A 25,913-nucleotide genomic window follows, 5' to 3' on the forward strand; every position below is an offset into this window, starting at 1 on the left:
GTCTTGCAGGAGTGCAGGGTAAAGGCCGCCAACGGGGGGATAAAGCCGGGAAAATGGACACAGTGTTCACTCATGGGAACAACGGCATCCGATGAGACCTGCGCCAGCTAATAAAAAACGGGAGCCGATGCCCCCGTTTTGTTGGGATGAAATGGACAAGCGCCGCCATCCCCCCTTGCTCAGCCCAGATGGCAAGGCGTTCCAGCCAAATGGCGGATGCGCGGACAACGCCGGCTGGAAGCACTACAGCAGGAAGCTGCCTTCGATGGTCATGCGCGCCTCACCATACAGCTCCACGCGACCGTCATCCCGCACTATGCAACGCAAGGTGCCCTTGCGAGCCCCCCCCTGCTGGGCAATCAGCTCCCTCTTGCCTGTGCGCTCCGCCCAGAATGGCGCCAGGAAGGTATGCGCGGAGCCAGTCACCGGATCCTCGTTGACCCCCACCTGAGGACCGAACCAGCGAGAGACGAAATCGAAGCGCTCATCGGCCGCCGTCACGATGACACCACGGGTATCAAACCGCACCAGCGTATTGAAATCCGGGGCCAGCCTGTCGATGATCTGCCGATCATTCACCAGCACGATCAGATCATCTGACTGCCACACCCCGACGACCCCTTCATCTATGCCGAGTGAGGCCAACAAGCCCGCGGGAGGCGTGATCCGGGTCGCCGTCTTCGCCGGGAAGTCCATGCAGTACTCCTGACCCGAGCGGGTCACGGTGAGCAGCCCGCTGCGGGTGTGAAAGCGAATGCACTCACCGGCGTGATCCAGCTTGTTGAACAGCACCCAGGCGGCGGCCAGGGTCGCATGCCCGCAGAGATCGACCTCGACCCCAGGGGTAAACCAGCGCAAATGATAACCATCTGCTACCGGAATAAAGAAGGCCGTCTCTGACAGATTGTTCTCGATGGCGATGGCCTGAAGCACCTCGTCATCCAGCCAGGTCTCCAGGGGGCATACCCCGGCGGGGTTGCCACCAAAGGGCAGGGAGGTGAAGGCATCCACCTGATAGAAGGGAAGCCTAGTCACGCCACTATTTTTCATCACATTTCTCCAGGTAGTTGTAAATCGTGTATCGCGTCACCCCCAACACCCTGGCGACATGGTTGACACTGCCCTTTATCTTGAAAAAACCCATCCCGTGGATGTCTGACACCACGCGCCTTCTGAAATCGATCTTGCTCTCCGCACCTGTCTGCCGATATCGCTGCAGCACCTCGTCCAGCGTCTGGATGGAGATATTGCTCGATTTGCCTTCCGGCTCTTCGTCCATGCCGGCGGGCAGGAAGAGATAATCCAGATCGCGCTTCAGCTGACTGACCGTCTCCGTGTCCACATTGATGCAAAATGCCACCAGGGGCACACCGCCCTCCCCGTAATAGAGGGTCGATGCGCTATTCAGACACTTGCCGGACGCCGTCCTCGAGACATAACCGCTGAATGTGCGGTGCTTGATGCCGGGTGCCGTCTCGAGCAAGCCCAGGAACCCCATGTCATCATCCGGGCCGGCCAACAGGGCATCCCCTTGCTTGCGGCCACTCACATGGCCATTGACGATGGCGATGACCGACTCTTCAGGCCTGGTCAGATCATGCAATACCGCTTCGGTATTGGCGGGAATCGTGGTTCGGAGGGTTTCAAGGGATGCCATCAAGACGGTGATCAGGCTGTCGCGTTCCATATTCACATTTATTCTCTCTATGAGGCTGTCGCCTGGACTTCGATCTCCACATCCAGCCCGAATGCCAGGGCGCTGCTCGTCACCGAGCGGGCCGGGAAGCCGTTCGAAAACCAGGTGCCGTACTCGGCGTTGAAGTCGGCGAAGTGCTTCATGTCGCTCAGCCACACCTGCACCCTGACGACCTGTGCCAGGCTCGCCCCCGCACGTGTCAATGTCTCCTCGACTGACCCCAGGATCCGCCGGGTCTGCTCCGCCACAGAGCCATGCAGAGGCTCACCGCCGGCCGTCATCGAGACCTGCCCAGAGAGGAAGAGAAAGCCGTTTGCCTTCACCGCATCGGCAAAGGGAAAAGGCTTGCTGGTGGCATATCGTTCAATGGTCATGGCGCTCGTACTCTCCTGCTGGATCCTGTGACCCCAAGATAGCACCGGCCCTCATATTTTTATACTTTTTTTAATTATTCAACATTGACGGTTGAATTACTGTCGAGTCAGCCAGCTTGAATGAGCAGCGAACGCTATCGACAGGCGATGGGAGTGACTGCAGGATGGAGAGATGGCCAGGAGGCATGGGATGAGGCGAGGTGAAACCGGATAAGCACGGGGCAAAAAGCGGGTAACGATGGAGGGCAGAGCAAGGACAGGGGCTTGAACGGGTCAAACCGCAGGGTAATAAGCACAGGAATGAGGACATGTGTTCATCAGATCCGGCCTATTCCTATCAGGCCCGTCCTGCGACTTTCGGATCTGACTCACCATGAGGGGAGCCTGGGTCCCCTCCTCTGCCCCGGCTAGTTCACCACCTCGAGGTTGACCTTGATAAGACCGGATCTGGTATTGCCTATGCTGCTGAAGGCGGCCCTGGAGAGATCGATCACCCGCCCCCTGGCGAAGTTGCCCCTGTCGTTGACCCGCACCACCACGCTCTTGCCGTTGGCCACATTCGTCACCTTCACCAGGGAGCCGAAGGGCAGCGTCATATGGGCCGCGGTGTTGGCGCCATTATTGTATCGCTCGCCGCTCGCCGTCTTCTTGTTGTGATAGCGATCCGCATAGTAGGAGGCCAGCCCGGTCTGGGTATAACCACGCCAACTGCCGCTCTTGCTGGCGTCCGGCTGGCTGCTGCAGGCCGCCAGCAGCAGACTCAGGGAGACCAGCAGCCCCTTTTGTATCTTGCTTCTCATGCACTCTTCCATCGCTACTCTCATCACCACTTGCATACCCAGTCAGGATCCCGCGAACTGGGGCCTACTCTCTCACACTTCCCATAGAAAACGGGAGGCCTGTGCCTCCCGTTTTGCGTATCGTTCCGTCAACCTGTGTCAGGTTAGGCGATCAGCTTGTCATCGGCGAAGCCAAAGCCCCGCAGACCCACCACGTGCACATGCTCGTGCTTGCCCTGCACCTTGCGGATGAGCTTGTAGGTGGTGCCCTTCTCGGGGCTGATGTTCTCCGGCGCCGCGATGAGCAGCTGCATGTCCTGGCGCTCGCACAGCTCGAACAGGGTGGCGATGGACTTGCCATCCAGGCGCGCCGCCTCGTCCAGGAACAGCAGGCGGCAGGGGGCGATATCCTTGCCGCGCAGGCGGCGAGACTCCTCCTCCCAGCTGATCAGCACCATCAGCAGGATGGCCTGACCGGTACCGATCGCCTCGCCGGTGGAGAGCGCGCCGCTCTCCGCCCGCAGCCAGCCATCGGCCCCGCGCTGTACCTCGATCTCCAGCTCCAGGTAGTTGCGATAATCGAGCAAGACATCCCCCATCACCTGATAGCTGCGCTCCCCCTGCTCTATCTGCGGGTTCAGGCGCTGGAACAGCTTGGCCATGGCCTCGGAGAAGCTGAGCTCCTTGTCGGCGAACAGATCGTTGTGCATGGCGCTCTGATCCGCGAGCGCCGTCAGCAGGCGAGTGTGAGCCTCGCGGATATTGACGTTGAGGCGCACCCCGCGCACCAGACCGAAGGCAATGTTCTGCAGCCCCTGGTTCAGCACCCGGATGCGGTTCTGCTCGCGGCGGATGATGTTGGTGATCTTGGCCGCCACCTCGTGAGAGGAGAGGGACAGGTGGGTTTCCCGCTGCTTGAGCTCATCGGCGAGACGGGCCAGCTCGATCTCCATCTCCTCGATGGCCTCCACCGGATCGTCCGAGCGGATGATGTCGTTGCGGATGCGATCCTTCAGATAACGGTACACCTGCACGTAGAAGGCGACCTTCTGCTCGGTGTTGCGGTTGCCTTCGGACAGACGCAGCGCATCGCGCAGGGCCTCGTCGTGAGCCACGGCGACGCGCAGGGCACCCAATGCCTTGTCCGACATGGAGCGGAGCTCGTCGCTGTCGAGGTACGCCAGCTCGCGCTTGTTCAGACGCTTCTCGACGTCGGTGTCGCGCGCCAGACGCACCACCCGCGACCAGCTCGCCTTGTGGCCCACCAGGGATTTACGGGCACCGAAGTAGTCCTTGCCTTCGAGCTTCAGACGACCGCCGAGGGATTCGATCTCGCGCTTGGTCACCTGCAACTGGGCCTCGGCGCTGGTGCGACGGGAGCGGGTGCGGATGAGCAGCTCTTCGATCTCCTTCTTGTGGGCACGGGACTTCTCTTCCATGTCCTCGGAGAGTTTCAGCCCCATGGCCTCCAGCTCCTGCTCGAACTCCGCCAGGGTCTGACCCTTGGCCGAGGCGCTGGAATCGAGCGCGGTGCGCAGTTGCAGTGCCTCGGTGTGGCGCTGGGCGATCTGCTTGTGCTGCTCCCCTGCGGTGCGGGCGGCCAGCTCGGCGGCCTTGAGCTTCTCTTTCAGGCGCTCGCTCATCTCGGAGGCCTTGCCGAGCAGGTCTTGCGCATCCTGATAGGCGAAGTGCGGCAGGCGGGCCACCAGCTGATCGAGGGCATAGCAACGGCGCTTCTGCTCCGCCAGCAGTTCGCTCGCCTCATCGAACGCGGCCTGCAGGGCGGCGAGATCCTGAGGATCCTGGCGCAGCACCTGCACCTTGGCCTCCAGTTGCTCCAGCGCCTTGCCGTGCTGGGCGATGAAGGCTTCGGCGGCCTTGAGGTTCTCCACATCGGCGTGGGCGGCCTCGAGGCGTGCGGCCAGATCGGCCTCGGCAAACAGATGCGCGAACGGCAGCATGGCCTGCACCAGTTGGATGTATCGGGTCAGCTGGGCACCGGTGGCCTTGATTTCCCCAAGCTGCTTGTCGCATTCGCCGATGGCTCCCTGCAACTTGCGCAGCTCGCTCTGCTTGGCTTCCACCTCGGCTTCCGGATCCGCTCTGAACGCGATGTCCAGGTGCTGACCGATAAAGTCGCGGAAGTGGCCGTAGAGGCGGTGATACTTCTGCTGCTCGAAGGCGGCCTTGGCATAGCCCTCGATGAGGTTTTCGCGCTCGAGGTCGAGCTGCTCGATGCGTTTCTCGCGGGCGGCGCGGCCAAACAGCGGCAGCTCGGGGTAGCGGGAGAAGCGCACCTGACGCTTGCTGGTGCGCACCAGCACGGCATCGCCGAGCTCGTCCGCCTCCACCAGATCCTCATCGAACGAATCCGGGTTGCCCTGGATGAGGTAGATATCCTCCGGGCAGTCTTCCAGTTTCTTCAGCCGCTCTATGGCGCCCTCCAGATCCAGCACCACCAGGGCGCTGCGGGCCGGGCCGTAGAGCGCTGAATAGTAAGGGGCATCATCGATGGAGATGTCGTCGTAGACGTCGGAGAGCAGCACGCCCCCCACCTGCTCGGCGATGCGGGCGAGGCGCGGATCCGCCTCCCCGGCCCCCAGCTGGAGGTTGCGAATTTGCAGTTCCAGGGCCTGTTTCTGGGCCTGGATACGGTTGCTCTCCTGCTCGAACTCCCGCTCCTTGTCGAGCACGGTCTGCATGCCAGCGGAGAGCGCCTCCGCGCTGGTGAGCGGCAGACCGCTCTGTTCGCGCAGTTGCTCGAGTTTTTCGAAGGATTTGAGCCAGCGGGGCGCCAGCGCGGTGAGATCGGCTATGTCACGACCGAGCTGGGTACCCTGGTGCTCCAGGCTGGCACGGCGCTGACCGATTTCGGCCTGCTGCTCGGTGAGCTCCTCCTGGCGGGTACGCTGGGCCTCGAGGAAGAGATCCAGCTCGTCGCTGCTTCCGATCTGCTGACCAGAGGCTTGCGCCAACTCATCGCGCAGGCGCAGCAGGTTCTTCTGGCTCTCGCTCTCTTTTTCCAGACGCGCAAGAGCGGCGCGCAGTCCCTGCCCCTGAGCGATGCGGGCCTTGTCTTCGATATGGCGCTTGAGCAAGGCCTGAGCGGTGGGCCAGGCGGCCTCGCGAGCGGTTTCCGGGGCTATGCCCAGCAGCAGCGTCAGGGCGGCCTGATGCTCGGCCACCGCGGCCTTGGCCAGGGCGAGCTGCTGCTCGGCTCCCAGCACCCGGCTGGTAAGGCTCTGCTCGGCGGCGCGGAACTGGTGCAGGCTGTCGCTCGCCTGCTCCGGGGTGAGGTTTGGCAGTTCGCACTGCTCGCGGGCGTTTTCCAGGGCCTGCACCGCCTGACGGTACTGGATGGCGCGGGTCTGCTGGATATCCAGCGCCTGCTGATAGTCGGCGAGCTGGGTCTTGAGGCTATCCACCTCGGCCTGGGCCAGTTCCCGACGCTCCTCCACCTCCAGCAGCTGGACGTGGATCTCTTCCACCACCGCCTGCTGCTGCTCCAGCTTGTCGTTGAGTTCGGCGAGATCGGCGCGATAGAGGGCGATCTTCTTCTGCAAGGCCACGGCGGCCAGCACCTTGGCCAGGTGCTCGGCGGCAGACTCCAGCTCATCGGTCAGGAGCTTCTCGCGGCCGGTGAGCTGATCCACCTCGTCCGCGAGATAGATGGCGCGTTGCTTCTCCTCGGCGAGCAAGCGGCGCTTGCCGGCCAGCTCGGCGCGGGCCTTCAGGGCCAGCTCGGAGAGACGGTTCTTCTCGGCGGCGTTGCGCACATAGTCCGCCGCCACGTAGTGGGTGGTCTCGGTGATCAGGTTCTTGAACAGATCCCGCTGGCCTTGCGTCTCCTTGATGGCCTCCAGGGTACGGCGGTTCTCGTAGATGGCTGCCTCCATGTCCGCAAACGCCTTGCGCACGCCGGAGTTTTCTGGCAGCAGGTATTCGCGCAGCGACCGGCTGATGGAGGAGGAGATACCGCCGTAGAGGGAGGCCTCGATCAGGCGATAGAACTTGCCGCGATCCTTCTGATCACGCAATTTCTTCGGCGTGATGCCGAACTCGAACATGAAGTTGTGGTAATCGGTCACCGTATTGAACTTGGCGACCTTGATGGCGCCGAGCTCGGCGGCCGCCCCCTTCAGATCGGCGAAGGCACGCACCCGCCCCTTGCCGCCCTCGAGTTTCTCCAACAGCAGATCCGTGGGGGCCAGCTCCTGGGGCACATCCACCAGGGCGAAGGGGGTGATGTTGACCTTGTTGTCCCGGTTCGCGACCTGCTCCAGGTGCACACCGACCCAGATCCGCTGCTCGCGGCTGTTCATCACCTCCAGCACGGAGTAGCAGTGGCCGCGCTGCAGCTTGCCGTAGAGCCCCTTGTCCCGGGACGCGCTGGATGAGCCCGCCTCCGTGGTGTTGCGAAAATGCAGCAGGGACTGATCCGGAATGAGGGCCGCGATGAAGGCCGCCATGGTGGTGGACTTGCCCGCCCCGTTGCCGCCGGACAGGGTGGTGACCAGCTGGTCGAGATCGAAGGTGCGGGCGAAGAAGCCGTTCCAGTTGACCATGGTCAGGGATTTGAATTTGCCTCTCACGCCGCACTCTCCATCACAACAATCGTCCCCATCTGGGTCAAAAATTTAACGTTGCAGATCATCTTCCACCTCCAGCTCCAGCTGCTCTTCGTCCAGATCCGACTCGATATCGTCGAACAGGGAATCGCTGCTCGGCATCTCGTCGTCGTGGAAGATAGCCTCCCCTTCCTGGATCATCCGCAGCTGCACGGCGCGGGGATCCTCGTCGGAGCGCACGTCGGCGGCGAAGCGGAACACGGACTCGTTGACCCTGAACTTGTCGCCGTTGCCGAGCGCCGTGATCATGCCGAGACGCCGCAGCCGGCGCATGGAGGTGCGGATCTTCTCCAGCAGCTTCTTCTTGTCCAGATCCGTGCCGCCGGAGCGGCTGTTGACCATGCGCAGCAGCTGCTTCTCGTCGGCGAGGCTCAGCACCTCCTCCTGCAGCTCGCTGGTGGCGAACACCCCTTCCGAGGCGAGCCTGTCAGGGCTCAGGTAGAGGTAGCAGAGCACCTTGCCCACCAGCATGTCGAGCTCGGACAGCACTGTGGTGCCGATGTCGGCGCTCGGGCGCGGGCGCAGGTAGAAGAAGCCTTCCGGTGCCTTGATGAGTTCGACCTGATAACGGCCGTAGAAGATCTCCAGCTCGCCGTGGTACTCCACCAGGGCTGAATGCTGCTCGAAATCGTCCGCACTGATGTGGCGGCCGGAGCGCAAGGCGGTGTCGATGCGTGGAAACAAGGGGTTGGCGATGGCCTCCGCGAGGCGCAGCGGCAGGGGAAACTCAGTATTGATCGATGACATAGGCCTGAACCTTGGATCCTGCTTGGTTGATGGGTTTCCATGCGGGTTGGCGGTGCAGCTCGCGCTCACCGCTGGCATGGCCGAGACGCACAGCCTGATCGATCAGGAGACGCGCCACATCGAAGTGGGCGTGGGCCGGGTAGTCCAGCAGGTATTCCCGCAGCACGTCGGCCAAATCCAGCTGGGAGTCACTCTCGGGGTAGCGGGCGAGGTAGCGCTCGATGCGCTCCGCCAGCTCCTGGTTGATGTCCACCATCTCCAGGTACTCCATCTCGAGGGGCACCTCACCGGTCACCTCCTCGTCGTGGATGGCGATGGTCTCATCCCGCAGCTCCAAGAGCCTCGGCTCCTCGGCCACCCTGAGCAACCAGTTGTGCTGCTCGAAGTTGCGAATGGATTCGCGCAGCCGCTGGCTGAAGGCGCGGTTCTTATCCATGTCGATGGCGTTGCGGATGAATTTGTGGACGTGCCTGTCGTAGCGGGACCAGAGCTCGATGCACTGCTGGCCCCAGGAGGTGATGACGTCCAGACGCCCCTGCAAAGCGTGAGTCAGCTCCTCGACGTGGAAGAGATCGTCCCGCCCCTGGGCCGCTTCCTGAATGTTGAGCAGGCCAGCCTGTAGGCGGTGGCCGGCGGCGTCCAGGGTATCCTGCAGTTCGCGCAGGGTCTGGCCGGTTTCACGCAGCAGCTTCTCGCAGCTGTGGATGGCGTCGACCCAGTTCTGGGTCAGCAGGGCCGCGATCTCGCTTTTGACCTGATTCTGCTGCTCATCCATGGCGCGCTGGGTGAGATCGATGCGCCCGAGTGTCTCTTCAAGAGAGAAGCTGAGACGGGGCAGCACTTCCGCGTCCCACTGCTCGCGGGTGTCAAGCTCCAGCGCCGCCTTGCGGGCGGTGTCGAGCTCGGCCGCCAGGTGTTCCAGCAGGATGGAGAGCTTGATGGAGTCGACCTGGCGCTGATCCAGGAAGAAATCGACGATGCCGACGCCGAGGCGCGACAGGCGATAGAGGCTCTCGCCGGCCACCATGTCGGTGGTGAAGCGCGACAGCAGCTGCTGGCGAATGAGATCGTTGATGGCGTTGTTGGCGCGACCGGAGAGGGTCTCGTCCATCTGGCCGAAGGCGCTGCTCACATAGCCGAAGGCGTCGTGCAGCGCGGCCTCTGACAAGTCCGATTCATCCTCGGAGAGTGTCTTGATCGCAATCAGGAAGGCCAGCCGATCGGTGGGCAGGCTCAAGGCCAGACCCTCCTGCCTGACCCATCCTACCGTCTCGGGCAGGGTACGGGATGTACTCATCATGACGTTATCATCTCGTTGTTATAACCGGCGGGGTGGCGCGCACCTCATGTGCGCAGCGCTCCCGCGCGTTGTGTATCGGCCAGGGCTTAAAGGGCGCCCCGGCGGCTGTATCCCGCAAAAAATGGCGTCGACTGCGACGGCCCCGGGTCTCAAGCGACCGGCTTTTGGGCCATCACATGGATGTAGCGACCCAATGAGACGAAAGGCTCCTGACGGCAGTACTGCTGCTCCATGGCCAGCAGATCGTCGAACTTCTCGTACTGATCCTGCTTGTGGCGCATGTAGTCGTGGATGACGCGCACCCCCGTCTTGCCGATGATCTTGAGCCCCCCTCGCCCGATCCAGTCGTACACCTGCTCGGGCAGCTGCGGATTGGTGGGAGTCAGGGCTGTCTGGCGCTTCTTGTTCAGCCCCTGGCGCACATAGTCGAAATTGCCCACCACCAGGCTCTGGAACAGCAGGCCGTGGCGGTTGTAGAAAAGCAGTGACAGTATGCCCCCTGCATTGACGAAAGGGAACAGACCGAGCAGGGTCTGGCGCGGCTCGGCGAGCCACTCCAGCACGGCGTGGCAGAGCACGAGATCAAAGGTGCCGCTCACATGGGACTTGAGCTCCTGGATGGGGCAATGGATGAGACGAATTCTGTCTTCCAGCCCCTGCTCGGCGATCTGGGTCCGGGCCAGTGCCAGCATCTCTGCCGACAGATCGCACAGCTCCACCTGGTGGCCCATGGCCGCGAGCTTCTGGGCAAAATAACCAAAGCCGCCACCGGCATCCAGGATGCGCAGCGGCCGATTGCCGAGCCGGGCCAGACAGGCCTCGATGTCGCTCCACACCACGGTCGTGCGGATGCGCCCCTTGGTGGAGTCATAAATGTTGCGGGCGAACTTGTCGGCGCGTCCGTCAAAACTCTGATCTTGCTTCAAGACAACACTCATCTTCGGCCGCCCTGTCTGTCGCTCGCCGGCCGGGAGCACAGGGGGTTGGGCCACGGGAAAAAAGAGAGGTATTCTGTCACATCCCGGATCCGCTGAAAACTCAAGGACGACTCCCTTTGTTTGAGCTTAAAAAATGGCTGGGCCAGCTGCTGATGCCGCTGCCCTTCTCCCTCTCCTTATTAGTGCTGGCCTTGCTGCTGCTCTGGTTCACCCGTTTCCAGAAGACCGGCAAGCTGTTGGCGACCCTCTCCCTGGCGATCGTCGCCCTGATGGGGATGCGGCCGATAAGCTATGAGCTGGCCCGCTACCTTGAGCAAACCTATCCGCCTTTCGAGATAAGTCAGCACCCGGACATCGATGCCATCGTCGTGCTCGGCAACGGTCACGTGAGCGATCCGGCCGTGCCCGAGCGCGCCTGGCAGAACAACATATCCCTGGCCCGCACCCTGGAGGGGGTTCGTCTGGCCGAGGCCTATCCTGATGCCCAACTCGTCTTCTCGGGCGCCGTGGCGGGGGATCCCCTATCAAACGCCGAGGTCAACGCCCGCATGGCGACGAGTCTCGGCATAGACAGGGCCCGCATGACGTTGTTTGAAAACAACAAAGATACCCATGACGAGGCGGTCAGCATAGCCCGTTTCCTCAAGGGCAAGCGGGTGGCACTGGTGAGCTCGGCCACCCACCTGCCGCGGGCCATGGCGCTCTATCGCAGTCAGGGACTCGATGCGGTGCCGGCACCCACGGATTACACCGCCAAGCAGAGCCAGCAGCCGCAACCCCTCTACACTTACCTGCCCAAGGGGCGCTATCTGATGTATTCCGAGGCTGCCATTCACGAGTGGATTGGGGTATGGTGGGCCCGTCTGCGGGGTCAGGTCAACGAATGAGCGATCGACGATTCCATTCCTGATTTGGATCAGGAAAGCGAAAAAAAATTACGTCATTTGCCGCCGGGTCAGCTATCTTGGGCTCGGTTCAATTCATATAATGTCGCGCAATCAAATGCCTAGGAGATATAGAAGATGAGACAGCACCTGGTAATGGGTAACTGGAAACTGAACGGCACCAAGGCTTCTGTAGAAGCCCTGATCAAAGGACTGACCCCGGCTGCTGCCGCTCATCCTTCGGTACAAGTCGCCGTCTGCCCGCCGGTTATCTTTTTGGGTCTGGTTGAGCAACTGACCGCTGGCAGCAAGATCGCCTACGGTGCCCAGAACGCCGACGTTCACGAGTCCGGCGCCTTCACCGGCGAGAATGCCCCCTCCATGCTCAAGGCCTTCGGTTGCACCTACTCCCTGGTGGGTCACAGCGAGCGTCGTACCCTGCACGCAGAGACCGACGACGTCGTTGCCGCCAAGTACGAAGTGATCCAGAAAGCAGGCCTGATCCCCGTGCTGTGCATCGGTGAGACCCTGGCTCAGTTCGAAGCCGGCACCACCAATACCGTGGTTGAGACCCAGCTGAAAGCCGTTATCGATCGCTGCGGCATCGCCTCCTTCGCCAACGCCGTCGTTGCCTACGAGCCGGTATGGGCCATCGGCACCGGCAAGACCGCGACCCCGGAAATCGCCCAGGCCGTTCACGCCCACATCCGCCAATACCTGGCCGGTTTCGACGCAGCCGTGGCGGCCAAGGTACAGATCCTGTACGGTGGCTCCGTGACCGGCGCGACCGCCGCCGACCTGTTCGGTCAGCCGGACATCGACGGTGGCCTGGTAGGTGGTGCGTCCCTGAAGGTGGACGACTTCTCCCAGATCATCGCCGGCGCAGCCAAGTAAGGCTCGCACGAAGAGGGGCCTGTCCCCTCTTCGTCTATCTCCTTTCCTATGAAGCCGAGTCCCTCATTTTCATAGGAAAGCCGATATAGTAAACACATGGCTGACTGCATTTTCAGATATTGATTTTCGACAACTTGGATCCAGAGGCACTCATGACCAAACAAATCAAACGTATTGGTGTTTTGACCAGTGGTGGTGACGCACCGGGTATGAACGCAGCCATCCGCGCCGTGGTGCGCGCCGGTCTGCACCATGGCCTGGAGGTTTATGGCATCTATGATGGCTACCTCGGTCTGCATCAAGACAGGATCGTCAAGCTGGAACGCCACAGCGTCTCCGACGTGGTCAACCGTGGCGGTACCTTCCTCGGCTCCGCCCGTTTCCCCGCCTTCAAGGATCCGAAAGTGCGCGCGGAAGCCATCGAGAACCTGAAGAAACACGGCATCGACGCCCTGGTGGTGATCGGGGGTGACGGCTCCTACATGGGTGCCAAGAAGCTGACCGAAGAGGGCTTCCCCTGCATCGGCCTGCCGGGCACCATCGACAACGACATCGCCGGCACCGACTTCACCATCGGCTTCGACACCGCCCTGAACGTGGTGGTTGACGCCATCGACCGCCTGCGCGACACCTGCAGCTCCCACCACCGCATCTCAGTGGTCGAGATCATGGGCCGCCACTGCGGCGATCTGGCCATGTCTGCCGCGGTCGCCGGCGGCGCCGAGTACGTGATCGTACCGGAAGTGGCCTTCGACAAAGAGAAGCTGCTGCAACAGATCAAGGAAGGGGAAGCCAAGGGCAAGCGTCACGCCATCATCACCATCTGTGAGCACGTCACCGATGTGAACGCCCTGGCCAAAGACATCGAGTCCATGACTGGCCGTGAAACCCGTGCCACCATCCTGGGCCACATCCAGCGCGGTGGTTCCCCGACTGCCCGCGACCGCATCATGTCCAGCCGCATGGGCGCCTTCGCCGTCGAGCAGCTGCTGGCGGGTCAGGGTGGTCGCTGCGTCGGTATCCAGGGCAACGAGATGGTGCACCACGACATCATCGACTGCATCGAGAACCTCAAGCGCCCGTTCAACCAGGAGCTGTACGATCTCTCCACCACCCTGTTCTAAGCCCAGCGGTTTTTTACCGGGTCGTCATGAAAAAACCCTCCATTGGAGGGTTTTTTTATATCTTAATCCGGCTAGCGGTTTAATGGCCATTACCGGTTGCCAAGTCGGGCTGTCTCGACAGTAGTGCAAGCACCTCTTTGCACCATGTCCCTAAAGAGCTGGCCTGCTTGACTGGGCTCTTCCCCCTATCCTTTTTTTCTTTCCAACCACTGCGTCTATCATCGTTTAGTCAGGCTCTTGCTGCAATTATCTCTTGCTAGCTCCTTGTTACCGGCTAACGCGGCTATTTTCCTGCCCTACCTTCTTTGAAGCATCTGATCCATTTTGCAATTTGTGTTGCCCGCTATAGAGGTCTCTCGCCAGCGACTGCAGGCCATGGCGGGGGGCGGGGGGCGGATTAGTGCAAGACACGCCCTTTCCCTCTATCAAGCGCTGCCACACATCAGCACATCGGATATGAGCGGTGATAGAGCTGGAGTGTCGCTGCCAGGCAAACTGCCCCTTCAATGCCAAAGGGATACGCTTTCCCTTTCCCAAACCCCCCTCTCTTTTGCCACACAACCATAGGCCCGGGTCCATCAGGTGCGGGGCATCCAGGCCAGCGGTCGGTCAGAAAGCCTGCTCAGGCGCGACACGGGGCGGCGCGCACCGCCGGACTCCCCTTTTATTGCGGACGGTTTCCCATTAAGTTGATGAATACCGCCACTACCCCCATGCCAACAGGCTGTCCGGGCAAGGGTTATGACAATGGCTGGCAGATAACTTGATGAGAGATGGCAAAATACAGCCCGGACACTTGAATACCATCCTGATGACAGTTTGTGACGAGTCAAATGGCCAGATTGCCGGTTAAAATTTTACAGCAATCAAAATGGCGCCATAAGAAACCACAAAAAAAACCACACAACAAACAAGCAATACATTGTTTTTATTTGAAAAAATAATAAACCATCCCATAAAAGAGTGTCAGCGCTCTCCATTAGTGCAAAAAAAAAGCGTAAAAAACAAAAAACATCAACCTGATAAGCCATAGCGCCAAAAGCCTACAAAAATAACAATCTTTGTTGTTTTATCGTCCCGATGTGGTATCTTGATCCCACTATTCATCAGCCAAGGGAGACAAAATGATGACTGAGTTCGTTGTTACCGCCGTTTTTACCGTATTTTTCACTCTGGTTGCCGTCTCTCTGCCCTCTCTGGGTCAGCTCTAAGCCGGCCAATGCCTCGGTGCGGAGACGCTGTCGACTGCCAGCCCCCATCCTTGCTGGCTAATTGAACAGAAGATCGCGCTTTTGATGCTCTGGCGTGAAATACCCACAGAAAGCGATGTTTATCGACAGTCACTGTGTGTTTTTCAGCCTCCAGCATGCTGATCCAAGGGGAGCCATATCGGCTCCCCTTGTTGCATTCCTGTCATCGGGATTTACTCTTGCCCCCCTGCCCTTCACAATGCCCGTTGGACTCGACACGCAGGAATCATCATGACTCAGGATGCTCTGCGCCGCTGGCGCCGTGATCTTCATCGTCACCCCGAAGCGGCCTGGTGTGAATTTCGCACCACCACCCTCATCGCCCGCCACCTCTCTGAACTCGGATTCGACGTCATGCTGGGCGACCAGCTGCTGGCCAGCAACCTCATCATGGGGCGGGAGATCGATGTGCCAGCCCAGAAGGCCCGCGCCCTGCACCAGGGAGCCGATCCCGACTGGCTGGCCCGTATCGGAGAGATCACCGGGGTGATGGGGCTCTGGGACAGCGGCCGTCCCGGCCCCACCCTGGGTTTTCGCTTCGACATCGATGCGGTGGAAGTACAGGAGCTGCCGGATCCCGGCCATGGTCCGAGTCAGGGGGAGTGGCAATCCTGCAACCCGGGCTGGATGCACGCCTGTGCCCACGACGGTCACACCGCCATCGGGCTGGTGCTGGCCGAGCGGATTGCGGCCCTGGCCGAGGGACTCAATGGTCGGATCAAGCTTTTCTTTCAGCCTGCCGAGGAGGGCTGCCGCGGTGGCAAGGCACTGGCCGCCGGCGGTCAACTCGATGATCTGGATGCCCTGCTAGCGCTGCACATCGGCATTCACGCCGAGAGTGGTGAACTGGTAGTCAATCCCACCGACTTCCTCTGCTCCACCAAGTTCGACGTGGAGCTGATGGGGCGCGCCGCCCACGCAGGGCTCGAACCCAACGCCGGTGCCAATGCGCTGGCGGCCGCCTGCATGGCCACCACCGCTATGCTCGGCATTCCCCGCCATCGCGATGGCATGACCCGCATCAACATCGGCCAGCTCCACGCCGGCAGCGGCCGCAACGTGATCCCAGGTCACGCCCAGTTGCAGGGGGAGACCCGAGGCGCCACCCCTGAGCTCAACGACTACATGTTCACCCAGGTGCAGCAGATAGTGGCGGGAGCCGCCGCCATGCAGGGCGTCACCTACCTCATTCGCAAGCAGGGGGAAGCCATCGGCATCGAAAACAGCCCGGCCCTGCTCGAGGAGATAGTGCCGCTGGCAGAGGGATTGTCATTCAAGACCATCCACAGCCGCCGTTTCGGGGCGAGCGAAGACGCGGGTTTTCTCATCGAACGGGTGCAGCGCAATGGCGGGCAAGCGGCCTACCTCATCCTCGGCGCCAACCTGGCGGCCCCCCACCATCACCCAGAATTTGACTTCGACGAGTCGGTGCTGGCCCCAGGGGTCGCCCTGCTGGAGGCCTGGCTGCTGGGCCGTCTCGCTCCCTAGGAGAGAGCATCAATGCCAAAAGGCAGCCCTGGGGCTGCCTTTTTGCTGTCAGCGCCACTATGGCACCTTGACTGATCCGCTCGTTCGTCTCATTGCCCCAGCACGATGGCACCGAGGTGGGCGAAATGGTGGATCTCGTGGGTCGACTCGCAAGGGGTATCGTGGCGTGCCGGGTTGTACCAGCAAGTAGCGAGCCCCTGGGCGGCGGCGCCGGCGATGTCGGTCTTGGGGTTGTCCCCCACCATCAACACCCTGGCAGGATCCGGCCGTCCCATCCGCTCGAGGGCGAGCTGGAAGATGGCGGGAGCAGGTTTGGTCACCCTCACCTCGTCGGAGATCACCAGGGGCTCGAACCAGTGGCTCCAACCCAGTTTATCGAGGCGACCGCGCTGGGGCAGGCTGAAGCCATTGGTGATGATCCCCATGCGTACCCGCCCCTGCAGCGCCTCGAGGGTCTCGGTGACCCCCTCGAGAGGGGTGCTCAGGGCGATGATCTGCTGCAGGAAGGTGTCGTTCATGGCCATGGGGGCCACCTCCACCTGCTCGGCGAACAGGGAGAAACGGGTCTGCTGCAGGTGGGCCGCGTCTATCTCGCCGCTGTTGTACTGCTGCCAGAGTCTGTGGTTCAACCCGTGATATTCCGCCATCTTGGCGGGGCTGGGATGAACCCCGTAGATCTGCAGGGTCCGCTCCAGGGCCTCGGTGACCGGGAAATCCAGCAGGGTTTCGTCCAGATCGAACAGCACCCAGTCATAACTTGGTTGTTTCACGCTTGTCCTCAATGCTTGGCTCTTGTGTGGCACTTCGCTTGGTACGGCATCTTCTGCCGGTGCCGAGAAGGCCCAACGCCCTCCCGGCCCCTGTCAGCGTAGCGGGCTGGCGAGCAGATCCAGGGTCAACCGGACACCGAACCCCGTCACCTCGCTGCTGACGACCCCATTGCCCCCCTTGTTGCGAAAACCGCTGAGATCCAGGTGCAGCCAGGGTGTCTCTGTTCCGACGAAGCGGCTCAGGAAGCGGGCGGCGTCGATGTGATCCGGCGAGCTGCCGGGGGCACACTGTAGCAGATCCGCCCATTCGCTATCGAGGTTGTCATCGTAATCCTCATCCAGCGGGAAGGGCCAGACTCGCTCGCCGCTCTGCTGCCCCAGGCTGATCAGTTCACCGAGCCAGGCGGGACGATTGGTGAAGGCGCCGCTGTAACGGCTGCCGAGCGCCCGCTTGCAGGCACCGGTCAGGGTGGCGTAATCGATGAGCAAGTCAGGCTCATCCTGCGCCGCCATGGCCAGCGCATCCGCCAGCACCATGCGCCCCTCGGCGTCCGTGTCCACCACCTCGATGGTGGTGCCGTTGATGGCGGTCACCACCTCGCCGGGTTTATAGGCCAGGGGGCCTATGTGGTTCTCCGAGATGGCGAGCCAGCAGTGCACCTCATAGGGCAGCTTGGCGCGACTGATGGCGAGCAGGGTGCCCAGTGCCACGGCGCTGCCCCCCATGTCCAAGTGCATGCCATACATGCTGCCTCCGACTTTCAGGTTATAGCCGCCGGAATCGTGGCAGATCCCCTTCCCCACCAGGGCGAGGCGGCGCTGGGCATTGGCCGGGCAGTAGCTGAGTTTCACGATGGCGGCCTGGCCGTCCGCGGAGCCCCTGGCCACCGCCAGGAAGGCGCCGGCGCCGAGGCGGGTCAACTCGGCCTCATCATACTCCCGCCACTGCCAGCCTTCTGCCTCGGCGAGCTCCCGGGCCAGGGCACGATAGCTTTTGGGGGTCAGATCCGAGGCGGGCAGCACCGCGAGATGGCGAGCCAGCCCGTTGCCCTCGGCCTCGGCCAGGATCCGGTTCAGATCCAGGTCGCAGGCGGGCGACACGGACAGCTGTTGATAGCTCACCGGGGCGTCGGTTCGCTGCTTGTGGGTCGGCAACGCCACGTTGGCCGCGAGCAGGGTGGCGAGCACCAGCTCGGCCAGCTCGGCCCGACTCTCGTCGTCAAAACCGCAAAGATGCAGTGCCAATTGCTCTGCCTTGAGAGCCGCCAGGGGCGCCACCCAATCGCGCACCTGCTTGTAGCGCCGGTGATCCCGCGCCTCGGCGGGATCGACGAAGATCACCAGCTGCACACCGTGGTGATCACTCAGGCGATAGGGCGCCTTCTGGCCCAGGGCTATCTGGGCCGCCACGGCGGCAAAGGTGGGTTCGGCCAGCAGGTTCGCCCGCTCGGATCCGGCGATCAGCAGCAGCTTGACGGGGGCCGGACTCGCCATCACCTCCGTCAGGCTGGCGTTCTGGATCTCTATCTTGGGCGGGAGATAACGAAAGGGTTGCAGCATAGGAAGAGCCTCATCCATGGACAGAAACCAGGATGATACCGAACAAGGGGCGCAAGCGACCAGCATCTTGAGGATTAATGTTCAAGATCAGGGAGATAGATAGGGGAAATAGAGGATGAAGAGGCATTGCAAGGAGTTGGTTGCGGGGGCCGGATTTGAACCGACGACCTTCGGGTTATGAGCCCGACGAGCTACCGAGCTGCTCCACCCCGCGTCCGAATTGTTGTCTGTCACCAGACATTTCACCATCGGCTGCCGAGCAATAGCAATCTATGTCGTTGCAGCATCCCAGGTCTTGCGTCCTGCCATGCCGACAAAGAGTTGGTTGCGGGGGCCGGATTTGAACCGACGACCTTCGGGTTATGAGCCCGACGAGCTACCGAGCTGCTCCACCCCGCGTCCGAATTGTTGTCTGTCACCAGACCTTTCACCATCGGCTGCCGAGCAGTAGCAGTCGATGTCGTTGCAGCATCCCAGGTCTTGCGTCCTGCCATGCCGACAAAGAGTTGGTTGCGGGGGCCGGATTTGAACCGACGACCTTCGGGTTATGAGCCCGACGAGCTACCGAGCTGCTCCACCCCGCGTCCGAATTGTTGTCTGTCACCAGACATTTCACCATCGGCTGCCGAGCAATAGCAATCGATGTCGTTGCAGCATCCCAGGTCTTGCGTCCTGCCATGCCGACAAAGAGTTGGTTGCGGGGGCCGGATTTGAACCGACGACCTTCGGGTTATGAGCCCGACGAGCTACCGAGCTGCTCCACCCCGCGTCCGAATGTTGTCTGTCACCAGACCTTTCACCATCGGCTGCCGAGCAGTAGCAGTCGATGTCATTGCAGCACGCTTTCACCATCGGCTGCCGAGGTCTTGCGCCCTGCCATGCCGGCAAAAAGTTGGTTGCGGGGGCCGGATTTGAACCGACGACCTTCGGGTTATGAGCCCGACGAGCTACCGAGCTGCTCCACCCCGCGTCCGAATAGTTGTCTGTCACCAGACCTTTCACCATCGGCTGCCGAGCAGTAGCAGTCGATGTCGTTGCAGCATCCCAAGGCTTGCGCCCTGCCATGCCGACAAAGAGTTGGTTGCGGGGGCCGGATTTGAACCGACGACCTTCGGGTTATGAGCCCGACGAGCTACCGAGCTGCTCCACCCCGCGTCCGAATTGTTGTCTGTCACCAGACCTTTCACCATCGGCTGCCGAGCAGTAGCAGTCGATGTCGTTGCAGCATCCCAAGGCTTGCGCCCTGCCATGCCGGCAAAGAGTTGGTTGCGGGGGCCGGATTTGAACCGACGACCTTCGGGTTATGAGCCCGACGAGCTACCGAGCTGCTCCACCCCGCGTCCGAATTGTTGTCTGTCACCAGACCTTGCACCATCGGCTGCCGAGCAGTAGCAGTCGATGTCGTTGCAGCATCCCAAGGCTTGCGCCCTGCCATGCCGACAAAGAGTTGGTTGCGGGGGCCGGATTTGAACCGACGACCTTCGGGTTATGAGCCCGACGAGCTACCGAGCTGCTCCACCCCGCGTCCGAGGTCGCCCATAATAGGCGCCAACGCTGAGATTGCAAGTAATTATCCTAAAAAAAGTTGATCGGGGGATTAAACCACCAGATGTTGTTGTCTTTTGCAACAAACCGCAGGCTTTTCAGTCAACTAGCAGATCTGCCCCCGACCAGACAGTCCTGTTCCCTCACTCTGTTTGACACGCATTACGCACCGGCGACGCCCTTTTTCCCATAAAAAAGCCCGCACCGGATCGGGTGCGGGCTCTTCTTGTCGCCAGGGGGCGCCGAGGAGTCAGGTCAGTTGATGCAGCACGCTGGTGGCCGCTATCTCGGCCATCAGCAGGCCGCAGAGGGTGACGGACAGCACCACGGGGGCCGTCTCCTGTTGCCGGTAGAGCGGCGTGAACCAGAGCAGCAAGGCGGCGATGAGCAGCAAGGCCTGAGTCAGTACCCAGGGTTGCAAGGTGCTTAGGGTAGCGGCCTCGGGCGCCGCCATCAGCAACTGTGCGACAAGCCAGAGCAGGCTGGCGATGGCCGCCGCCAGGCCGGCCGCGGGGAGCAGGACATTGAACGCCTGCAAGCGGTGACGGGCCCGCAGCAACATCAGGTGGGCGAAGGCCGAGCCCAGCAGTACCATCTGCAGCAGGCCGTTCAGCCAGCCCTGCAGTTGCAGCAATCCGGCGCCATAGAGAGCCAGCGGCAGGGCCGGCAGCCACAGCAGGGTAGCCGGGATGGCACGCTTGCCCTCGAGACGGGACTGGACGAGGGAGATCACTATCCCCAGCACCAGGGCGGCGCCCCCGCTCCAGATGAGCCAACCGCGCGTTCCGGCTTCGATGGCCAGCATCAGGGAGAGGCCGGTAATGACCCAGATGGAGAAGAGCTGGGTGGTGATCCGCGAACGCTGACCCGGGCAGAGATCCCCCCGCCAGAGCACCAGGGCGAGGGCGATCAGGGCGCCCAGGGCCATCAGGCCGGTCAGGGGAAAGAGCCAGGAAGGAAGTTGGACGAACATAGTGTCTCCAGCAACAGACAGGAAGTGAGCGTGATGCGCGCCCGCTATCGGCGGGCCTCATCGGCAGAAGGGGGCGAGTATACCCAAACTTGCCCCCTTCCCCAACGGCCCAAACCTAGCACTGCCTAGCTCTGACCCCGGGCGAGCGCCACCACACGCGCGAACATCTGCTTGAGCACGGGGGGAATGCGATCGCCGCCGAGACGCTCCGCCTCCTCCACCACCGCCAGCGCCATGCCGGGCTTGCTGCGATGGTGGATAGCCTTGGTGATGATGCGGGAAGGGCTCATGGTCGAGCGTCCCCCCACCCCGGCCTCCCGCCGGAACACGGACTCGAAGCCGTTGTGATAGAGGTAGTGTTCGATGTCGGCCGCCGGCAGCTGGGTCACCCTGTCCCGCTCCCGTTCACCCTTGAGCAGGGCCCGGGCCGAGCTCGCGTACTTGACCCCCGCCTCGTCACCGTCGGTGAGCAGATGCCACTCGATGCCAAAGTCCCGAGCCACCTTGATGAGCGGCGCCTGGCCGCACTGGGCGAATTCGATGATGCGCACCCCTTCCGCCCGCAGGCTGTAGCCGCAGATCTGGGCGAGCTCGGAGAGCAGCCAGATCTCCGTCTCCCCCTCCACCAGCAGCCAGCAGCGGGCAAACAGGGACATGGGCCTGTTGATGCGCACGTGAAACGCTATCTTGCGCAGATCGTCGCTGCTGTAGCGCTCGCCGCCGAGCTGCTGGCAGAGGATATCCTGCTGGCGGCGCACCAGCCGGCGCACCTGGTTCAGCGGCAGGGAGGAGAGCAGATCCCCGGAGTTGGTGGTGAGCAGCTTCTGGCCGGGCAGCTGCTCCAGCAGCCCCCAGGCCAGCGCCAGCATGGTGGGGTGCAAGCGGCTCTCCGGGTCTTCCAGGATCATGATGGGCCTGGCCCCCTCCTCCAGCTCCCGGTTGCCGCGGGCATTGAGCAGCATGGCCGCCATGCCCGCCATGGCCAGTTGCAGGGCCCGGTTGTCCGCATTGCGCAGCAGCACCTGCAGGTTACCGGGGTTGCGCAGGGTCATGGGTCTGTTGACTATCTCCCGCTGGCTGCGGGGCTTGTGCTTGATGGGGGCCAGGGCGCTGAAGTAGTGATCCATCAGCTGGCGTACCGCCTGCAGGGCCTCCTTCAACTCGGGTTCGCCGATGCGCTGGGGTTCGTCCGAGAGCTTGCCGGAGAGATCCCCGAGACGCTGGGCGGAGAGATCCCCCCAGGGCAGGGTCTCGATGCCGTCCCGTGCGGTGCGGGCGTCCCGCAGGCGAAACACAGGGTTCATGGTGATGAGCAGGTGCACCAGCTCATCGTTGTTCTCCATCTCCAGGCTCTTGCCGATGCCATCGAGAAAGTCGTGGGTGGTCAGCACTGTCCCGTCTTCCTGCAACTCGGCGCTGGCGCGGTAGTGCACCCGGTGGAACTTGTCCTTGTGGGGGATCCAGGCCGCGCCGAGGCGGGCCAGGCGGCGGGAGTGCTGGCACATCTGGGGCCGGTATTCGCAAAAGGTGAGCACCAGTTGCAGGGTGCGGGACGCGGCCAGCTCCGGATCTTCCGGCTGATGGAAGTCATCCGCGGTGAATCGGTAGGGCTCGGCGTCCCCCAGCAGGCACCAGAGGGCGCGCAGCAGACTGGACTTGCCCCAGGCGTTCTCGCCGATGAGCACCGTCGTGTGATCCAGCCCGAGCGAGAGCCGGTTTATGCCACGAAAACCTTTAACTTCAATACGTTCCAGAAACATGCAGCCATACCCGGTCCATCCTGATGGGCCCATAGTGACAAAGTTGCCATTAAAATCCTACCGGGTCGTGGCGATTTTCAGCGGGAACTGTGAGGCACGAGGGGTTCGGGGGCCACGGGGGGACAGAGGCGGATCTTCGGGCCATTCCAGTGGCTGAACCAGAGATGGCGGGTACGGGTCTGACGCTTGCGATGATTCAATGGGCACTCCGTTGGCAACACGGGACAGCCCCATGCCGTCCTTGCCCTGCATGGTGCCCCTCAATCGTGACAGCCAGATGACAGCTGGCTGCGCCACTGACCCGGGCTCAGGCCGAAGGCCTCCTTGAAGCGATTGCCGAGGTGCCCCTGGGAGGAGAAACCGCACTGGGCGGCGATGCTGGCCAGAGGCTCAGGTCCCGCCAGCAGTTGTCTGGCCCGCTTCAGGCGCAGCCCCAATAGATAGCGATGGGGCGGGCAACCCAGGCTCTGACCGAACATGCGGGCGAAGTGGTATTCGCTCAGGCCCGCCTCCCGGGCGAGATCGCTCAAGGTGACGGGATCTGCCAGATGGGCCAGCAGATACGCCTGCACCCGCCGGATGGTCACGGGTGCCAGCCCGCCCCGCACTTGGGGCAAGGCGGGCGCCTCCTGGGTGTGGTGACGATAGGCGTGCAACATCAGCATCCAGGCGCCGTGGGAGAGTGCCATGCGATCCTCGTCCTGCTGCCAATTCAGCCCCATCAGCTGGCGCTGCACCAAGGCCGCCACCACGGGATCCTCGATGAAGGTCTTGTCCTCCAGCACGAGGTGACGCCCCTCCTTGTCGCAGGCCTGCTCGGCGATGCTCACCAGGTGATCCGGGCTGAAATAGAGGTGGAAGAAGCGAAACTCTTCGCGCACCAGCCACTCGGATCTGTGGTGATCCGGCATGATGCACACCTTGCCGGCCCCGCCATGGCCGCCGGGACCGTCGAGGCGCTCGGTCTGCTCGCCCCCCTGCAGGTAGACGCTGATGGTGTGATGGCCCGGCTTGTGGTAGCGGGTCTGATCGTAACGATTGCACCAGCTGGCGAGGCCTAGCCCGGGCTCCAGCCAGCAGGAATCCTCCAGCCGCGCCCCCGTGCTGACCAGGGCATCGAACACCCCTGCCTCTCTGATTGGTTGCATCATGGGTTGCAATATCTGCTGCGTGGCATCTTGCACCTCGGTCCTCCTCATCGGCTCGCCCTCGCCTTTGCCCTCATCTTATCGTGACCCCTCCTCGCGCGCTGCCCCTGCCCGGAAAAAACCGCAAGATGCTGTAAGCCAGAACAGAGCCTCGGGCCCATGCTGGATATCTGTTTCTCATCCGCGGGATCCTCCATGAACCTCCTACTCTATGTCTCCACCGTCCTCATCTGGGGCAGCACCTGGATTGCCATCGCCTGGCAGCTCGGCCCCATCCCCATCGAGGTGTCCGTGCTCTATCGCTTCGCCCTGGCGGCCCTGGCCCTGTTTGCCCTGCTCACGGTGAGCGGCAAGTTCCCGCGCCTGCCCTGGGCCGGTCAGCGCTATGCCGCCCTGCTCGGCGCCCTGCTGTTCTCCACCAACTTCCTCTGCTTCTACCACGCCACCCTCTATATCCCGAGCGGCCTGTCGGCGGTGATCTTCGCGAGCGCCAGCATCTTCAACGGCCTCAACCTCTGGCTGTTCGAGGGCAAGCGCCCCGGCTTGCGCTGGCTGCAGGGATCCGTGTTGGGATTGCTCGGCACCCTGTTGCTGTTCTGGCCGGTGCTGGCGGATGCGCAGCTCGGGGCCAACGGCTGGAAGGGGCTGCTGCTGGCCTGCGCGGGCACCCTCTGCTTCTCGCTCGGCAACCTGGTGTCGGCCCGGGGCCAGCGCCAGGGCTATCAGGTGTTGCAGATGGTGCCCTGGGGCATGGTGTACGGAGTGGTGCTCCTGCTCGGCTGGGTCGCCCTGCTCGGCCAGTCCCTGACGCTGCCCACCGAGCCCCGTTATGTCGCAGCCATGATCTACCTGGCCATCTTCGGCTCCGTCATCGCCTTCACCGCCTACCTCACCCTGGTGGGGCGCATCGGCGCCAGCAAGGCGGCCTACGCCACCGTGCTCTTCCCCCTGGTGGCGCTGAGCCTCTCCACCCTGTACGAGGGTTTCGTCTGGCAGCCGGTCTCCATCGTCGGGGTGGTGGTCAGCCTCATCGGCAACCTGGTGATCTTCGCGCCCCCCGTCAAGGCGTGGCGCTGGCCGCTTTCGAGGGCTACAAACGGTACTTGCCCCTGATCCCGTCAGCCCCTAAGGTAGCGACTTCCAACCAAGAGGCCGGGAGGCAACATGTTACTGGAAGGGCTGGAGACACTCTGCCTGCTGGCAAGCGAAGGGACCATGGCCAAGGTGGCCAGTCGCCTCTATATCAGCCAGTCGGCGGTGAGCAAGCGCATCAATCAGCTGGAGCTGCGCCTCGGCAAGAAGCTTATCGAGCCGGATGGCCGTCAGATCCGGCTCACCCCCCAGGCCCGCGAACTGCTGGCCCGGGTCGCCCCTAGCCTGGCCGAGATGAAGGGGGTGCTGGCGGACAGTCAGATCCTCACCGATGGCAGCCCCCTGCCCGTCGCTTGCTCCGAGACCCTGCTGGCGGGCTATCTCGCCCGCTTCATGCACGACTACCTGAAGTACGATCCCCACCTTGCCCTCTCCACCCACCACACCCCGGTGATCCTGGCGCGGGTACGCGGCGGTGACGCCCTGCTCGGCATCTGCGCGGGCCGCCTGCCGCCGGGGCACGGCCTGTGCGCCGAGCTCCTGCTGACGGAGCCCTTCTATCTGGTGGGAGAAGATCAACATGAGGCAGGGGGGCGTGATCAGGGAGGCCAGGACGAGATGCGCAAGATCCTGACCATGGATCTCGAGAACCCCTCCAACCGCTACCTGCGCGAACCCCTGGCGACCCTGGGGTTGGAGCCCGCCATGGAGCTCGACTCCTACCTGGCGCTCATCGAGCTGGCCAAGGCGGGCATAGGCCCCGTGCTGCTCCCCGCCGGCCTGCTGGCCCTGGTGGGGGAGCAAGGGGCGAGCGCCCGTCCCCTGCCGGGGCTAGGCCGCCCCCTGCACCTGGTCTATCGCCCCAACAGCCTGAAGCGCTCGCGCATCGCCCGCCTGGTGGAGGGGATCAAGGGGCACTTCGCCGGGCTTGGCGAAGGGTTGCAGCCCGGTCGCAGATGACGA

General features: G+C 62.5%; 20 protein-coding genes and 8 tRNA genes. 6 read left to right on the forward strand and 22 right to left on the reverse strand.

What is annotated here, in order from left to right; all coding sequences use genetic code 11:
* Positions 1–243 precede the first annotated feature (243 nt).
* From ACT5M9_RS01455 to cmoM, 8 genes are all read right to left on the reverse strand, one after another.
* Positions 244–1,050: a PhzF family protein gene (locus tag ACT5M9_RS01455; RefSeq protein ID WP_457978469.1), complete on the reverse strand. Its 807-nt coding sequence runs from the start codon at positions 1,048–1,050 to the stop codon at positions 244–246.
* Positions 1,040–1,687: a helix-turn-helix transcriptional regulator gene (locus ACT5M9_RS01460; RefSeq protein ID WP_457980546.1), complete on the reverse strand. Its 648-nt coding sequence runs from the start codon at positions 1,685–1,687 to the stop codon at positions 1,040–1,042. Before ACT5M9_RS01460 ends, ACT5M9_RS01455 begins: the two co-directional genes overlap by 11 nt.
* Before the next feature lie 17 nt (positions 1,688–1,704).
* Positions 1,705–2,070, reverse strand: coding sequence for a RidA family protein (locus ACT5M9_RS01465; RefSeq protein WP_457978467.1), 366 nt, complete (start codon positions 2,068–2,070; stop codon positions 1,705–1,707).
* Positions 2,071–2,477: 407 nt separating this feature from the next.
* Positions 2,478–2,870: a septal ring lytic transglycosylase RlpA family protein gene (locus tag ACT5M9_RS01470; RefSeq protein ID WP_457978465.1), complete on the reverse strand. Its 393-nt coding sequence runs from the start codon at positions 2,868–2,870 to the stop codon at positions 2,478–2,480.
* 143 nt (positions 2,871–3,013) lie between these two features.
* Complete coding sequence (gene mukB / locus ACT5M9_RS01475; RefSeq protein ID WP_457978463.1) at positions 3,014–7,441, reverse strand: chromosome partition protein MukB; 4,428 nt, start codon at positions 7,439–7,441, stop codon at positions 3,014–3,016.
* Between the two features lie 45 nt (positions 7,442–7,486).
* The gene (mukE, locus tag ACT5M9_RS01480; protein ID WP_438548259.1) at positions 7,487–8,224 is read right to left on the reverse strand and encodes a chromosome partition protein MukE; all 738 of its coding nucleotides are present in this window, start codon (positions 8,222–8,224) and stop codon (positions 7,487–7,489) included.
* Positions 8,205–9,524 carry a chromosome partition protein MukF gene (gene mukF / locus ACT5M9_RS01485; RefSeq protein ID WP_457978462.1) on the reverse strand — a complete coding sequence of 440 codons (1,320 nt, stop codon included), beginning with the start codon at positions 9,522–9,524 and terminating at the stop codon, positions 8,205–8,207. The genes mukE and mukF overlap by 20 nt, the downstream gene beginning before the upstream one ends.
* A gap of 149 nt (positions 9,525–9,673) precedes the next feature.
* The gene (gene cmoM / locus ACT5M9_RS01490; RefSeq protein ID WP_457980545.1) at positions 9,674–10,450 is read right to left on the reverse strand and encodes a tRNA uridine 5-oxyacetic acid(34) methyltransferase CmoM; all 777 of its coding nucleotides are present in this window, start codon (positions 10,448–10,450) and stop codon (positions 9,674–9,676) included.
* Between the two features lie 128 nt (positions 10,451–10,578).
* On the opposite strand from cmoM, the gene elyC reads away from it, so the two are divergent.
* The 4 genes from elyC to ACT5M9_RS01510 all read left to right on the forward strand — a co-directional run bounded on the left by elyC (position 10,579) and on the right by ACT5M9_RS01510 (position 16,102).
* Positions 10,579–11,349: an envelope biogenesis factor ElyC gene (elyC, locus tag ACT5M9_RS01495; RefSeq protein WP_457978461.1), complete on the forward strand. Its 771-nt coding sequence runs from the start codon at positions 10,579–10,581 to the stop codon at positions 11,347–11,349.
* A gap of 135 nt (positions 11,350–11,484) precedes the next feature.
* Complete coding sequence (gene tpiA, locus ACT5M9_RS01500; protein WP_457978460.1) at positions 11,485–12,240, forward strand: triose-phosphate isomerase; 756 nt, start codon at positions 11,485–11,487, stop codon at positions 12,238–12,240.
* Between the two features lie 152 nt (positions 12,241–12,392).
* A complete protein-coding gene (pfkA, locus tag ACT5M9_RS01505; RefSeq protein WP_323970637.1) occupies positions 12,393–13,364 on the forward strand; it encodes a 6-phosphofructokinase in 972 nt (323 codons plus the stop codon).
* 1,481 nt (positions 13,365–14,845) lie between these two features.
* On the forward strand, positions 14,846–16,102 hold the full coding sequence (locus tag ACT5M9_RS01510; protein ID WP_457978458.1) for an amidohydrolase: 1,257 nt from the start codon (positions 14,846–14,848) through the stop codon (positions 16,100–16,102).
* 89 nt (positions 16,103–16,191) lie between these two features.
* Here ACT5M9_RS01510 and yjjG read toward each other — a convergent pair whose 3' ends face one another.
* The 14 genes from yjjG to ACT5M9_RS01580 form a co-directional block, all read right to left on the reverse strand.
* Positions 16,192–16,872 (reverse strand): pyrimidine 5'-nucleotidase, encoded by a 681-nt coding sequence (gene yjjG, locus ACT5M9_RS01515; RefSeq protein ID WP_457978456.1) that lies wholly within the window; start codon positions 16,870–16,872, stop codon positions 16,192–16,194.
* 93 nt (positions 16,873–16,965) lie between these two features.
* The gene (locus ACT5M9_RS01520; protein ID WP_457978454.1) at positions 16,966–18,432 is read right to left on the reverse strand and encodes a M17 family metallopeptidase; all 1,467 of its coding nucleotides are present in this window, start codon (positions 18,430–18,432) and stop codon (positions 16,966–16,968) included.
* Positions 18,433–18,569: 137 nt separating this feature from the next.
* Positions 18,570–18,646 (reverse strand) — tRNA-Met (locus ACT5M9_RS01525).
* Positions 18,647–18,754: 108 nt separating this feature from the next.
* A tRNA-Met gene (locus ACT5M9_RS01530) sits at positions 18,755–18,831 on the reverse strand.
* 108 nt (positions 18,832–18,939) lie between these two features.
* Positions 18,940–19,016 (reverse strand) — tRNA-Met (locus ACT5M9_RS01535).
* Between the two features lie 108 nt (positions 19,017–19,124).
* Positions 19,125–19,201, reverse strand: a tRNA-Met gene (locus ACT5M9_RS01540).
* A 124-nt stretch (positions 19,202–19,325) separates the two neighbouring features.
* A tRNA-Met gene (locus tag ACT5M9_RS01545) sits at positions 19,326–19,402 on the reverse strand.
* 108 nt (positions 19,403–19,510) lie between these two features.
* Positions 19,511–19,587, reverse strand: a tRNA-Met gene (locus ACT5M9_RS01550).
* A 108-nt stretch (positions 19,588–19,695) separates the two neighbouring features.
* A tRNA-Met gene (locus tag ACT5M9_RS01555) sits at positions 19,696–19,772 on the reverse strand.
* Positions 19,773–19,880: 108 nt separating this feature from the next.
* Positions 19,881–19,957, reverse strand: a tRNA-Met gene (locus ACT5M9_RS01560).
* A 270-nt stretch (positions 19,958–20,227) separates the two neighbouring features.
* The gene (locus ACT5M9_RS01565; RefSeq protein ID WP_457978452.1) at positions 20,228–20,950 is read right to left on the reverse strand and encodes an HI_1241 family integral membrane domain; all 723 of its coding nucleotides are present in this window, start codon (positions 20,948–20,950) and stop codon (positions 20,228–20,230) included.
* Between the two features lie 125 nt (positions 20,951–21,075).
* Positions 21,076–22,710 (reverse strand): ATP-dependent endonuclease, encoded by a 1,635-nt coding sequence (locus ACT5M9_RS01570; protein ID WP_457978450.1) that lies wholly within the window; start codon positions 22,708–22,710, stop codon positions 21,076–21,078.
* A 77-nt stretch (positions 22,711–22,787) separates the two neighbouring features.
* A complete protein-coding gene (locus tag ACT5M9_RS01575; RefSeq protein WP_457978448.1) occupies positions 22,788–22,910 on the reverse strand; it encodes a hypothetical protein in 123 nt (40 codons plus the stop codon).
* A 60-nt stretch (positions 22,911–22,970) separates the two neighbouring features.
* Positions 22,971–23,858, reverse strand: coding sequence for a helix-turn-helix domain-containing protein (locus ACT5M9_RS01580; RefSeq protein ID WP_457980543.1), 888 nt, complete (start codon positions 23,856–23,858; stop codon positions 22,971–22,973).
* Between the two features lie 195 nt (positions 23,859–24,053).
* Here ACT5M9_RS01580 and ACT5M9_RS01585 point away from each other — a divergent pair, with 195 nt between their 5' ends.
* Entirely contained in the window at positions 24,054–24,971 is a 918-nt protein-coding gene (locus ACT5M9_RS01585) for a DMT family transporter (RefSeq protein WP_438548268.1), read from the forward strand.
* Between the two features lie 51 nt (positions 24,972–25,022).
* On the forward strand, positions 25,023–25,910 hold the full coding sequence (locus ACT5M9_RS01590) for a LysR family transcriptional regulator (protein WP_457978446.1): 888 nt from the start codon (positions 25,023–25,025) through the stop codon (positions 25,908–25,910).
* Positions 25,911–25,913: the final 3 nt, after the last annotated feature.

It is taken from the genome of Aeromonas sp. AE23HZ002T15, assembly GCF_054165525.2.